13 protein-coding genes are annotated in these 12,518 nt (G+C 35.1%); 6 read left to right on the top strand and 7 right to left on the bottom strand.

Annotated features, from left to right (window positions below; all coding sequences use genetic code 11):
* The first annotated feature begins 89 nt into the window (after positions 1-89).
* Entirely contained in the window at positions 90-1,583 is a 1,494-nt protein-coding gene (locus tag XJ32_RS01725; protein WP_077388149.1) for a DUF6056 family protein, read from the top strand.
* A gap of 96 nt (positions 1,584-1,679) precedes the next feature.
* On the opposite strand, the gene XJ32_RS01720 is transcribed toward XJ32_RS01725, so the two are convergent.
* From XJ32_RS01720 to XJ32_RS01710, 3 genes are read right to left on the bottom strand one after another with little or no spacing between them, the layout of a single operon-like run.
* Complete coding sequence (locus tag XJ32_RS01720) at positions 1,680-2,639, bottom strand: FkbM family methyltransferase (protein ID WP_254422418.1); 960 nt, start codon at positions 2,637-2,639, stop codon at positions 1,680-1,682.
* Between the two features lie 3 nt (positions 2,640-2,642).
* Positions 2,643-3,545, bottom strand: coding sequence for a glycosyltransferase family 2 protein (locus XJ32_RS01715; RefSeq protein WP_020995815.1), 903 nt, complete (start codon positions 3,543-3,545; stop codon positions 2,643-2,645).
* The gene (locus XJ32_RS01710) at positions 3,526-4,872 is read right to left on the bottom strand and encodes a radical SAM protein (RefSeq protein WP_077388148.1); all 1,347 of its coding nucleotides are present in this window, start codon (positions 4,870-4,872) and stop codon (positions 3,526-3,528) included. Before XJ32_RS01710 ends, XJ32_RS01715 begins: the two co-directional genes overlap by 20 nt.
* 362 nt (positions 4,873-5,234) lie before the next feature.
* On the opposite strand from XJ32_RS01710, the gene pgsA reads away from it, so the two are divergent.
* The 3 genes from pgsA (at position 5,235) to XJ32_RS12565 (ending at position 7,313) form a co-directional block, all read left to right on the top strand.
* Complete coding sequence (gene pgsA, locus XJ32_RS01705; protein WP_005217685.1) at positions 5,235-5,777, top strand: CDP-diacylglycerol--glycerol-3-phosphate 3-phosphatidyltransferase; 543 nt, start codon at positions 5,235-5,237, stop codon at positions 5,775-5,777.
* On the top strand, positions 5,777-6,871 hold the full coding sequence (gene rseP, locus XJ32_RS01700) for an RIP metalloprotease RseP (protein ID WP_077388147.1): 1,095 nt from the start codon (positions 5,777-5,779) through the stop codon (positions 6,869-6,871). The genes pgsA and rseP overlap by 1 nt, the downstream gene beginning before the upstream one ends.
* A 256-nt stretch (positions 6,872-7,127) precedes the next feature.
* A complete protein-coding gene (locus XJ32_RS12565) occupies positions 7,128-7,313 on the top strand; it encodes a glycosyltransferase family protein (protein ID WP_254422417.1) in 186 nt (61 codons plus the stop codon).
* A gap of 122 nt (positions 7,314-7,435) precedes the next feature.
* Here the strand turns inward: XJ32_RS12565 and gatC are convergent, their stop codons facing one another.
* The 4 genes from gatC to XJ32_RS01675 all read right to left on the bottom strand — a co-directional run bounded on the left by gatC (position 7,436) and on the right by XJ32_RS01675 (position 10,006).
* Entirely contained in the window at positions 7,436-7,714 is a 279-nt protein-coding gene (gene gatC / locus XJ32_RS01690; protein ID WP_005218206.1) for an Asp-tRNA(Asn)/Glu-tRNA(Gln) amidotransferase subunit GatC, read from the bottom strand.
* A 70-nt stretch (positions 7,715-7,784) separates the two neighbouring features.
* Positions 7,785-8,882, bottom strand: coding sequence for a glycosyltransferase family 8 protein (locus XJ32_RS01685; RefSeq protein WP_077388146.1), 1,098 nt, complete (start codon positions 8,880-8,882; stop codon positions 7,785-7,787).
* Positions 8,830-9,051, bottom strand: a complete 222-nt coding sequence (locus tag XJ32_RS01680; protein ID WP_077388145.1) for a hypothetical protein — start codon at positions 9,049-9,051, stop codon at positions 8,830-8,832. Before XJ32_RS01680 ends, XJ32_RS01685 begins: the two co-directional genes overlap by 53 nt.
* Before the next feature lie 31 nt (positions 9,052-9,082).
* Positions 9,083-10,006, bottom strand: coding sequence for a class II fructose-bisphosphate aldolase (locus XJ32_RS01675; RefSeq protein WP_077388144.1), 924 nt, complete (start codon positions 10,004-10,006; stop codon positions 9,083-9,085).
* Between the two features lie 270 nt (positions 10,007-10,276).
* Between XJ32_RS01675 and XJ32_RS01670 the strand changes: the two genes are divergently transcribed.
* Both XJ32_RS01670 and XJ32_RS01665 read left to right on the top strand, forming a co-directional pair.
* Positions 10,277-11,239: a tRNA dihydrouridine synthase gene (locus XJ32_RS01670; protein ID WP_077390033.1), complete on the top strand. Its 963-nt coding sequence runs from the start codon at positions 10,277-10,279 to the stop codon at positions 11,237-11,239.
* Positions 11,240-11,249: 10 nt separating this feature from the next.
* Entirely contained in the window at positions 11,250-12,260 is a 1,011-nt protein-coding gene (locus XJ32_RS01665) for a hypothetical protein (RefSeq protein ID WP_077388143.1), read from the top strand.
* The last annotated feature ends 258 nt before the right edge of the window (positions 12,261-12,518 follow it).

Here is a 12,518-nt window from a genome sequence, read left to right as displayed (position 1 = left end):
TTATTTTTCATAGTCTTAAATGTGGATATTACTGTAAAATTCATGTATTGCCATTAGAATCTAAAATATTTTACACACAAAGGTAAATGATGACAAATATACATAAATCCGTTTGGATTACTTTTATTTTATTTAGTGTTTTTTTATTTAGTGTTAATTATGTATTTCCTACACAGAGCGATGATTTAGGTGCTGGTTTTGGGGGATTAGATGGTGCTATAAGCATGTATATGAGTTGGAATGGGCGATTTGGTGAGTTACTTAGAACAGCTTTTATTGGCGCTCTTGCTCCAACACTATTTTTTAAGATAGCAAATACCTTAGTTGGAGTTGTGTTTTTGCTTGCATGGTTTGTAATTCTTTATGCAAGATTGCCAAGGAGTTTTAATGACAGCGTAGTGCTTGCATTAAGCGTGTTATGTATTTTGTTGTTTGGTGCGTTTGGCTCAATATTTGTATGGGCTGCTGGTGCGCTTAATTATCTTTGGGCTTACACATTAGTATTGCTTGTTTGCATACCTTACAGGCTTTTTTGGCATAACTATTTTATATATAATACTACCCCCCCCCCCCCACAGATTCTAATACTGATTCCATTTTTTATAGTAAGCTTTTTTGCTGGAATGTCAAATGAGATTACAGGCATTATTGTTGTTATTATTCATATTTGCTTACTCTTTTATGCAGTCTTTATCGCAAAGGTTAGATTACCATTTTGGTATTATGCTGGAGTGATTTTATTTGTATTGGGTTTTTTAGCATTGTATCTATCACCCGGTCATGCGAAGAGAGCGGCGTTATTTGTAGAATTAGAGATTGAATATTATTCCATTGGTGACTTTTTACATATGAGTTTATATGAAAAACTTGCAAGAATCAGTCATGTTATGAAGTCCACAAGCACAACCCTTGTTACATTTGCATGTTTATTATTATGTTTTTTATACACTCAAATTAAACAAAAACAATGGCAGCACATTGGTGTAATACTCCTATTTGCCGTGATTTTTATTGCAGTCTTTTCTATACCTACCTTGCATTTTATTAAACATCTTGTTGGCGCATGTTTGTTTATTGTGATATGCTATTACGCTTCGGTTGTCTATAAAAAGGATGACAATATGGAATTATCTAGGTTGTATTTTTATGCTTTTTTACTTTTTATTTTTTGTCATATATGTCTTTTATTGACACTGCAGGTGAATATCCCGCCTAGGGCCCGTCTCTTTGTGGTTCTCATAGGGATTGTTGGGTTTTTAATTGTTTATAAAGTCATAGAAAATTTGTTTTACAATCACGAGAAAAAGTTTCAATATGCAATCTTATTGTTTAGCTTTCTTTATGGGAGTTTTGTCTTGAGTGCATTTGTTGATATGCGTATAAAATGGGAAAATATGGCAACTTATATAGAGACACAAAAGGCACGGGGGATAGAAGATATAGTGGTAAGCTCTAAATATTTTCACAGCTTTTATAAACGCTATGGAGATTGGCAGAATCCAACCGATAAAGCCGATGAATTTCCAAATCCAAGTTATGCAAAGCATTTTGGCGTGAAAAGCTTTGTGGTTAAAGATGATTAAGTAACTCAGTCTTTGGGGGAGGAGGGTCTTTTATAGCCCTTATTTTCTTAATATAATTGAAAATATTGAGGTGGGTTTTATAAATCCCAAACCTATTTAATCTATCTTGGGCAGGCAAAATAACATAACTTCATCTGTTGGATGGAAAACAGAAAGTTTTGCAATAAAAAAGCTATACCCAAGATCCCAAGAATCTATGAGTTCTTTTGTATCAAAAAATTGCTCCGCATTATGATATATTGCAATGATTAATATAGGTCTGTGTAAATATATGGTTTCCTTTGCCCCAAGCAAAGCCTTAATTTCTGCCCCCTCAATATCCATTTTAATTAATCCAATCTCTAAATGAGAATCATGCAAACTAGATTCGGTGGTTATTTTTGGAATATTACCCCCCCCCCCCCCATTGTTTGCAATTAGCACAGAATCTAGTCTTACAGATTGTTCTGTATTGCAATTGGACACAGCAAGATTGAAGGCAAAAGCGTTTATATTGTATTTTTTAATATTTTCGTTGAGCTCATTAAAACACAAAGCTTCCATCTCAAAACTCACGATTCTATATGGGTTATATTTAGCAAAACAGAACGCACTATCGCCATTTGCCGCTCCCACATCTATTATGGTTTTATTGTGAATACGACTTGCAATATAGTGTGTTGGAAGCAGTTTAATGCCATTATGATAATAATATACTTCACTCATAAAGTAGTTAGATAGTGGATACTCTGACCACATCTTGTTATCTAGAATCTCTTTTTGCAAAGCTAAATCTCTTTGTGAAAACAGCGTATTTTTATCAAACAATGCTTTTTGTGTGGAACGCGGGATAAGACATATTAGCTTCTCTAGCACTTCATCAATAATGCTACAACTTTCCATATCTAAACCATGTTTTAGCTTTTGAATCCGCACATTAATATCTTCACAAAATATCAGATCTTTAAAGCTATCAGCCCAATTGTAGCCAATATCAATAAAACTATAAGGCGATTTTCTCTTTTTCTTTTTAAGCTTTAGAAAATATAGTATTTTATAAAGATATTGTTTTATCATCTCTCATATCCTTTTTAATTTTTTGCGAAGTATTTTGTAGGCACGCCATTTTTGAAAATATTTAAAATCAGTTGCGCGTATCATCTTTTTATATCGATACAACAAATCACTAGGTTTTGAATCAATTTCTGCACAAAACAAACTATAATGAAGTGAAATTTTATGCCTCTCCAATAATGTGGAAAATAGTTTTTGCACAGATAAAGCACGATGAAATTCATATTTTGAAGAAAAAGTCTTTCCACAATGATTATTATTGCTATGCACACGATAGTAAATGCCTTTGAAATCTAAGTGAAATATTTTTGCCCCAACCAATGCGGCACCATAGATTATACAATCATCAGCCCGTATTCTCCATTCATTTTCCAATGAAAGTGGCAAGATTCTGCTAAGCATCTGTTTTGTAATTGCTATTGTAGAAGTAGAGTGTCCATAATAAGAGCCATTAAAGTAGGTATCAAATATACTAAAACCTAAATCACCATAGGGCAAAACCTCATTATCACCATCGCTTATTTTACCATCTTGCATGATAAATAAATCGCAAAATAACATATCGCACTGGGACTCTAAAAAAGTTTCCACAGCTTTTTTGATGTAGCCCTCACGCATATAGTCATCAGCATCAAGAAAAAACACAATTTCACTCTTCCCATCAAGGTGAATAAATCCGGCATTAAACGCACTTAGCTGACCGCCATTTACTTTTGTTGTCAATCTAATATTTGCATATTGTTTGCAATAATCCTGCACTATCCTTACAGAATCATCGCTGCTTCCATCATCTACGACATGAATGAGAATATGCGGATAATCCTGCTTTATAACAGAAAGGATACATTCGCTAATATATTCTGCATAGTTGTAAAGAGAAATGATAATCTCAACTTGCGGAAGTTTCATGTTGTCCCTCTTTTTTAAGATTTTCTTTAAAATCTTGCACGCATTTTTCCACTTCTTTTCGCTCAAAATCATTAAAGAACCAATCCCACTCTTGTTTTTCTATGACTTTATATTGCAGGTTTGAATAATGTTTGGGATCTAGTATTTCTTTATCCAAGCGTATCGGCTTAATTGCACCTTGTCCAAATTCCTCAATAAAATCACAATGAAATCCATCACAAATAAATTTAATCGAACATTCTTCACATCGTTTTGGCTTAATCTTTTCCTTAAGAATGTCATCAAACACAAGGTCTTGCTCTAAATAAAAATGCTCTAATTTACTAAAGGATTCTATGTTTTTTACATTTGGAGTATAGAACTTAATCTTATCTAAAATTGGCTTTTCATAGGGTTGGATTGGTGCATATTTGTCATCAAAACGAATATAGGGCAATATTGTGCGTTTTAGCCATGTAAAGCTTTTGTGTCGTTTTGCCATGCGTCTTTTGTGTTGTGTGAAAAAGCGTATGACATCTGGTTTTTCTGTCGTTAGTTTTGCTGCCCTTTGAGGTTGTCTCTCAATCCACAATCTAGAGCTTCTCTCCCATTCATGTAGATCATATATCATTTGCAAACTATTTGCAATGTTTTTTCTATGTCGCTCTTCAACAACGCAAAATGGCAGGAATCTCAAATTCACTTCAATGCCATGAGATTCTAATCTATCAATACAAGGCGTAAGTTTTTGCCCTATCACATCATAATATGGAATATTGTGCGTATCTCTTACCCTCTTTTGATCACCTGCATTATTGTAACCTAAAAAATTTACCACTCGTGCATTATATTTAATTGCAAGATCAGTAATTTGCGGCAATTCATCTATAACCTCATTTGTTAAAACGCAATTTGCCCGTATTGGAATCTTTAGTATTTGTAGATTTGTAAGGGCTTTAATTTGTCTCTCAAAGCCACCTTTTTTACCTACAATCTTATCATAGGTAGCACCAATACCATGCAAAGAGCAGAGAAAATCATAAACCCCTGCCTCTTTAAATTTTTGTGCGTGTTCAAACTTTGCTAAAGCAATAAGGTTTGTTATAAGACTTGGTTTTAATCCGATTTCATTGCAGTATTTTAAAAGCTCAAAAATATGAGGATAGATGGTCGGCTCACCGCCTTGAATATCTATGCTATTACAATTGAACTCATCAACATAGATTTTACAGATTTCTTTTGCTTTATCAAGAGAGAAAAATGGATGCTCAGGGTGCTTCTTGTCAGCGATCCGCTCAGCAAAGTAGCAAAAATAGCAATTGAGATTGCAGGTCTGCCCTAGCCACATAACGCCACGCCTCGTGGGTAGTTTCTTTTGGCATAAAATATAATTTTCGTTATTGCAGAGGTATTGCCCCCCCCCCCCCGCTTATACGCACATGATTCATAGAGATCTCCTTAAAAAATAAAAATAATGCGTTACTCTATCCAAATAAAGTTAATAACAAAAACCAAATCCCACTTGATTCTAAACAATTAAAATTATCACATTGCAACACGCTCAACAGATTCTTATTGCAAAATATTTTCTATAATGTTGCAAATTTTGCAGCATAAATTACAAAACTCTAACACAACAAAGCAATAAAAGATTTTGCTTTTTTTGTTATAATTTTAACTTTACTTAACATATATAAAACTGGATTTTACATGAAACACATACCAAATATTCTTACATGTTCGCGTATTTTACTCGCTGTTTTGCTGCTTGTTGTGATGCTTCATTGGGAGCATATCGTACCTTCATGGGTAGATATTTCTTGGCGGAATTATTGTGCTTGTCTTATTTTTTGTATCGCTTCTATTACAGATTTTTTTGATGGCTATATTGCACGGCAGTTTGATTTGGGTAGCACATTTGGCGAAGTCTTTGATCCTTTAGCAGATAAAATGCTGATACTTGGGGCATTCATCGGCTTATTGTTGCTTGATAGGGCGAATGCGTGGGCGGTTTTTATCATCTTATCGCGTGAGTTTTATATCACAGGCTTGCGTGTTGTAGCGGCAAACTCAAAGCAAAATGTCGCAGCAAGCCCGCTTGGAAAATACAAGACTGGTTTTCAGATTCTAGCGATTGCGTTTTTACTTGCTGACTTTTTCCCCGGCGGCACACTTTTTTTATGGATTGCAGTGATTGTTACGCTATATTCTGGGCTTGATTATACCTTTAAATATTACAAGGCTATGGCTTAATGGGCTTATTATTTGCCATTTTGGGACTCTCATTCCTCATATTTTTTCATGAACTAGGGCATTTTTTATTTGCGCGTTTATTTGGTGTTAGAGTTTTAGTTTTTAGCATTGGCTTTGGTAAAAAACTCATCACAAAGCAATACAAAGGCACAGAATACACCCTATCTCTCATACCACTTGGCGGATATGTAAAGCTCAAAGGTGAGATTACAAAAGATTCTATATCTAAAGATTCTAATGAGATAGAATCTAGTGTTTCTAGTCAATACGATAAAGATTCTCTGCTTTCTAAGCACCCATTTCAGCGGATTTTAATCCTTCTTGCAGGTCCTTTATTTAATTTTATTTTAGCATTTTTCATATATATAATCATTTTTGCACAAGGTGTGCCAAGCTATTCTAATACCCCTATTATTGGTGATATTGGCAAGGAATTTTTAGCTTATAATATCCTAAAAAAAGATGATGAGATAATAAGCATTAATGGAATCAAAGTGGAAAAATTTAGCGATATTAGCCATATTTTAAATGAGAATAAAACACAAAATATGGAGGCAAAGCTGCTTATATCTCGCCCTATTTCTTATGAAAAATCCAATAAAAACAAAGAGACTCTAGAACTACTTGTGCCTTTAAGCAAGGAAAAGGATCGCATAATATTGGGCATCACACCTGCTATTACAATCATGTATTTTAGTCCCGTTGAGATATTACAAAATGCTATGATGAAAGTCCATGATGATATTATGTTGATATATAAGGGATTGCGGGATATGCTGCTAGGGCTAATTGGGCTTGAGAATCTAAGCAGTGTGGTAGGCATTACTGATGTGAGTGCGAAGGCATATAATGCGGGATTTATTAATTTTATTTTGGTGTTAGCCATCATTTCTGTGAATCTTGGCGTAATAAATCTTTTACCCATACCCATAGTCGATGGCGGGCAAATCCTTTTTACTCTCTATGAATGGCTAACCGGAAAGGCTCTGCATGAAAGAATAGCAAATATCCTTGTCGCATTAGGACTTAGCCTTATTATAACGTTTATGTTGCTTGGACTTTACAATGATATTGTAAGGATTGTTGGGGGATAAAAGTAAATGCAATGGATATGTAAAAATAGAAAATAATCAAGTAACTATAAAGAACACAAATACTAGCACAGATTCTAATGACATATGCAAATCCAATCTTTACTTTTGACTTTAATTTTTTTTGGGGGAGGGTATTAACTATTCTAGATTTTTCATGTCGTAAAGTTGGTATTACCTTATGCAAATATTACTCAATTGACGATATCAAGAACAATCTATCAAAAGGCTTTCTATATACAGAACTTTACAAGAAACTTTGATTGAGCGAAGCTTAAGGCTTTTAAAGGAAGCGGGCATACAAGAAGTTATCATTGGCACAGGTTATGAAAACAAAGCTTATAATGCCCTAGCAGATAGGCTTTCAGCTAAAGATTTTAAGATAATAACGCATAAGAATGAAAAGTTTGCAACTACTGGGAGTGCTTATACGCTGTGGTGTTAAGAGAGTTGATTACACAAGATTTTTTACTTTTAGTATCTGATTTGGTATATGAGCCTCTAACGATTAAAGACCTACTTCAAGATAACTCGCAACACTCTCACAAATATAAAGCAGGAGAAAACCTACCCTATCACTTTTGGTACAATGAAATAGCCATCTTTTGCTTTTGGGGCTTGTTTTAGGATTTGGTCTCGTATTGCGGAATCTTCTGGTAAATCTGGTCGCATGGGGGTTTTATCATCTTTTTGCAATGCAATACTATCTGTATCGACTTCCTGCAGGCTATCCATTTTGGCGATAATTTCGCTTAATTCTTCTTTAAAATCCTCACGCTTTTCTTGTGCGATATGTATCATTGCTAATTTTTCAAGCTTATCAAGTAATTTATCATCTACAAACATAAATAAACCTTTCCATACAAAATAGCGTGTATTTTAGCAAAATATATCGCGGTTTTACTAAATAATATATTCATACATGCTTTTTAAAACGATGTATTAGATTTTTCAAAGCCATCATAATGGCTTTGTGTGGTTTGCTTATACGCTCAAGCCGTCTCTTCATTGCAGGAAAGTTATAATGTCCTTGAAATTCCCTTAATTGTCTTGCAAGTGCTATGGCATATTCAGGCAAACCTTCATTTTCTATATTTTCTACTTGTGCGTTCAATTCATTTTCGAATCCACTGCATAACCTTGCCATTTTACACCATACATCTTTATGTGGATATATATTTGGCATAAAATCTATCGTAAGTTTATTATAAGCCCCAAACCATGCTTTTGCTGGACCATTGCAGTGGAGAATCTTGGCATTTATCATTGCTTTTTCATATCGCTTTGAAAAATCTATATTAGTAGAACAAGCTGCTTCAAGTGATTGATAAGCAAGTATCCCCCATTGTTCACCCAAATTATACACCCTATCACGCATAGCAAAGTTTAGGGCATCTTGGTCTGCAAACTCTGTTTCATACTCTCTCAAAAAACGCATTGCCTCAATATCTACATTTTGTTTTATCCACTCTTTTGTATTAATAAGCATAAGCCCACTGCAAAAATAAAAACTTGTTTCAAACGATTTTACTGCTTTTTTACCGCCCTTTTTCTTTCTGTAGATTCCATAACGACTAATTGTTGCATTTGGACTACCACTCGATGAAGCAGCAATATAGCCATCTAAATTGAACGCAAAAAGCTCTCGCAAGTCTGTTAATATAAGCATATCTGTATCTAGATACAAACATTTATCTACATTGTTTGGTAAAAAATCCACAAGTTTAATACGATAATAAGCCGCATATTGTTGCGCTTCTTCATAGCCCCACTTTGGTAAATCCTTGAAGTCCTCATCATTAATGATGTGGGCTTCTATTTGACACGGATAAATATCTTGCAAGGTGGTTTGCAATATATGAAATTGTTCCAAAGTTTTCTTTGTAATAGAATCTGTTATAACATGAAAGTGATAGCCCTCTAAATTAATGGAGCTTTGCTCCGCATTTATAGGGTTTTCTCTATTTGCGAGACTTTCTCCCCAAGTTATGGGGCTTTGCCCCCCCCCCCCCATTTATTTGCATAGATATGTTGGAATCTTGGGTTTTATTTTTAGATTCTGTGCTATGAAAGGCGAAATCTACATATTTTTTACTTGTATCTGTGTAATGTATGATGTTTGTTATCAGCACTGCTACATATTTCATGTAATTTTGATCAGCATTAAATACAATATGAAACATTCTAAATCCTTAATATTAAGACAAAAGTTTTTTAGATTCTATTTGCACTGCCTAAGACTTCCATTCTCTCTGCGATGACATTACTCATAGCTTCCATAGCTGGTGCAAAAAACTTGCGTAAGTCAAATTGTGATTTATCTTTATTTGCGAGTTTTCTCACTTCAGCGATGAAAGCAATGCGTAAATCTGTATCTGTATTTACCTTATTTATGCCCCCTTTTACTGCCTCTTGTAAGAATGAGAAAGGCACACCCTTACTACTGCCAATATCCCCACCACTCTCACTAAAACTCGCCCTTACATAATCTGGTATAGCACTCGCCCCATGTAATACAAGCGGGATTTTTGTCAGCTCTTTTACAAGCTTTAATCGCTCAAAATCAAGCTTTGGCTCACCTTTAAACTTAAATGCCCCATGACTTGTGCCAATGGCTGGGGCTAGATAATCTATCTTTGTTTCTTTTACAAACTGCTCTGCTTCCTTTGGATTTACAAGCACAGCATCTTTCTCATCAACCGATATATTATCTTCAATCCCCATAAGTCTGCCAAGCTCTGCCTCTACGCCTACACCCTCTTTATGTGCCATTTCTACGACTTTTGCACTCTCTTCTAGATTCTCATGAAAAGGATGGTGTGAAGCATCAATCATCACAGAAGTAAATCCCGCTTCTACCGCACTTTTACATGAAGAAAAGCTAGTGCCATGATCAAGGTGTAATGCCACAGGGATATGCGGATAACGCTTTGCCATAGTTTTTACCATGCCTACTGTCATATCAATACCCATGTATTTTAACGCCCCTTCACTTGCTTGCACAAAAATGGGTGAGTTTGCCTTATTTGCCGCTACAAAAATAGCATTTAGCATTTCAAAATTCACAAAGTTAAATGCACCTACTCCATAGCCCTCTTTATTCGCTTTGTTTAGAATCTCTTGTCCAAAAACTAGCATATTTGCTCCTTAAAAAATAATTATTATCTATCCGTCATTGTATCAAAAGTGTGTGAGTTTAGGTTACAATGCCTTATAAGTTAAACATAAAGAATACATAATATTTTATGCTATAATGTGTGCTTTGTAAATCCCAAAGACTTAATTTTTATAGAATCTTAAAGCAAGAGAAAAAGGAAATAAGTGCAATACACAACACATTACAGCAATATAGAATCTCTAAAGCACCACCTAGACACTTTTAAACAAACAAAAAAGCTTCCAGCTCCCCTGCTGATACTTGCCCCACTTGCTGGTTTTAGCGATGTGCCTTTTAGAAAGGTAGTAAAAGATTTTGGTGTAGATATTACCGTGAGTGAGATGATAAGCTCCCATGCCCTTGTTTATGAGAATGAAAAAACGCTAAAAATGGCATTAAAAAGCCCGAATGAGACGCCCTTTTCCCTGCAGATTTCAGGGAGTAAAGAAGAGATTCTAAAAAGGGCAGTTGAAAAGATTAATGAACTCTCTTGGGTGGATATTATTGACTTTAACTGCGGTTGTCCCGCTCCAAAGGTGGCAAATCATGGCAATGGCAGTGCGCTTTTAAAAGATTTAGATAAATTTGTATCTTTGCTACAAATCATTCGCAAATATGGCAATAAGCAGGTATATAGCGTAAAGGTTAGACTAGGCTTTGATAAAAAGATACCGCTAGATTTAGCAGAAGCGATTAATGAAAGCGGTGTGGATTACTGCGTAGTGCATGCTAGGACAAAAATGGATGCGTATAAAAAGGATAAAATCGATTATGATAGCCTTGCTTTGATGAAAGAAAACTTGAAAATCCCCATGATTGCAAATGGCGAGATAGATGGTTTAGAATCTTTTCAAAAAGTCATGCAAATCACGAATGCAGATGGGGCGATGATTGGTCGGGCTGCGTTGAAATCTCCTTGGATTTTCTGGCAGATACAGGCTAAAACAAATGACTTTCCACTTGCTTTGAAGAAAGATTTAGTATTAAAGCATTTAGATTCTATGTTTGAGTTTTATGGCGAAAGAGGGGTTATTATGTTTAGAAAAAACCTACATGCCTATGCGAAAGGGCAGAAAGATTCTAGCAAATACAGGGAGTTTGTCAATAATGAAAAGGATTATCATTTAATTAGAGAATCTATAAAGGACTTTTTTGACACCACAAAGCTAGAGTCAAGTGATATTTGTCCTATTTTTAATAAAAAGAGTGTATAAGGGGAGTAGAATGAGTGGTTTAAAAAGAGGGGTTTTTATTATCATTGTGGGGATTTTTTGCTGTATAGAGTCTGCATGGGCGGTTCGCTATCAGTTTTTTCTTGGGATAGGGCAAAGCATAGGGGAAGGCTCACTTCATACAAACTCTACAAATCAAATGACAAAAAACACTTCAAGTGTAAATGAAAAAGGCGGCTATTACTACTCACAAACGCAACTTGGCGAGTATAGTGGTAGCGTGAAAGACATTACAAGCGGTTATATCGGCACGGAAGTAACCTTTGATAAAATGGGGATTTTTACCCTGCGTGGTTATATCAGTGCGAGTTATTCTAATAAAGTCGATCTTGGCTCTATATCAAAATCAAATGTGCGTGATGGGAATCTGCGTAAATGCGGTGCAGATGAAATGCCCGGTCTTACAAATATTTGCTATCGTGATGGATTCTATGTATCCGCACCGGGTAATAATGGACAATATCAAGAAATTAAGTTTAATAAGAATCCAAACTTTGCAGAAAATATCTCAAATAATGCCTTTATGTTAAGCTACTCTGTTGGCTTTGACTTTGGTGCAAATATACCTATACATATTTTGGTGGGAACTTTGAGTGATTATAAAAAGATGATTCCATTACGCATTGGTGCTTATGGTGGTATTGGCTATGAGTTTATCACCTATAGCTTAGGGCATTATGATAGCAGAACCTATAATAACACAACCAAAGACAGCGTAACGCTAAAAGCAGATGATACACTCTATCTAGCTGGGGCTGGTGCGTTTATGCGATTTGGTGCAAGTCTTTATGCTTATAACAACATACGATTTGACATCGGTGTGAAAATGCCTATACAAATCGCAGGTGATCCAAGTGCTAAAAGTCAAAGGTGGTATCAAATGGATTCTACAGTAACCTTACCACCTAGTGTGGATAAAGTCTTCGCTCAACAACTCTTACGACAAGAACACAGCACAACACTTGGTATGTATTGGCAATTCGCAGTTAATGTTTTGTTTTAAGGCTTGGCATACTTTAAGATTTTTAGAATCTGTCTTATTTGGGTGAGACAGGGTTTAGGGTGAAAACGGGTTTTAGATTCCATCTCAAAATTCTAACCGACATTTTTTCATTGTCAAGCGTTTGTATATTCTAAATTGAAATAAAAAGGTGGGCTTGGCCCAAATATTCCCCCCCCCCCCCCTTTTTTTTTAAGCTAAAGCAGGTTTGAAATACTGCAATATTCCAAATGGATATCATACCACATATAGATTTTAAAG

This window comes from Helicobacter bilis (assembly GCF_001999985.1).
Taxonomy (GTDB): Bacteria; Campylobacterota; Campylobacteria; order Campylobacterales; family Helicobacteraceae; genus Helicobacter_A; species Helicobacter_A rappini.
Note: the sequence above shows the minus strand (reverse complement) of the source record. Positions and strands in the feature narration are given on the sequence as shown.

Bases quoted from the DNA above. Each gene is read 5' to 3' on its own strand.
- XJ32_RS01725 (WP_077388149.1), top strand. From the start codon at position 90: ATGACAAATATACATAAATCCGTTTGGATTACTTTTATTTTATTTAGT.
- XJ32_RS01720 (WP_254422418.1), bottom strand. From the start codon at position 2,639: ATGATAAAACAATATCTTTATAAAATACTATATTTTCTAAAGCTTAAA.
- XJ32_RS01715 (WP_020995815.1), bottom strand. From the start codon at position 3,545: ATGAAACTTCCGCAAGTTGAGATTATCATTTCTCTTTACAACTATGCA.
- XJ32_RS01710 (WP_077388148.1), bottom strand. From the start codon at position 4,872: ATGTGGCTAGGGCAGACCTGCAATCTCAATTGCTATTTTTGCTACTTT.
- pgsA (WP_005217685.1), top strand. From the start codon at position 5,235: ATGAAACACATACCAAATATTCTTACATGTTCGCGTATTTTACTCGCT.
- rseP (WP_077388147.1), top strand. From the start codon at position 5,777: ATGGGCTTATTATTTGCCATTTTGGGACTCTCATTCCTCATATTTTTT.
- gatC (WP_005218206.1), bottom strand. From the start codon at position 7,714: ATGTTTGTAGATGATAAATTACTTGATAAGCTTGAAAAATTAGCAATG.
- XJ32_RS01685 (WP_077388146.1), bottom strand. From the start codon at position 8,882: ATGGGGGGGGGGGGGCAAAGCCCCATAACTTGGGGAGAAAGTCTCGCA.
- XJ32_RS01680 (WP_077388145.1), bottom strand. From the start codon at position 9,051: ATGTTTCATATTGTATTTAATGCTGATCAAAATTACATGAAATATGTA.
- XJ32_RS01675 (WP_077388144.1), bottom strand. From the start codon at position 10,006: ATGCTAGTTTTTGGACAAGAGATTCTAAACAAAGCGAATAAAGAGGGC.
- XJ32_RS01665 (WP_077388143.1), top strand. From the start codon at position 11,250: ATGAGTGGTTTAAAAAGAGGGGTTTTTATTATCATTGTGGGGATTTTT.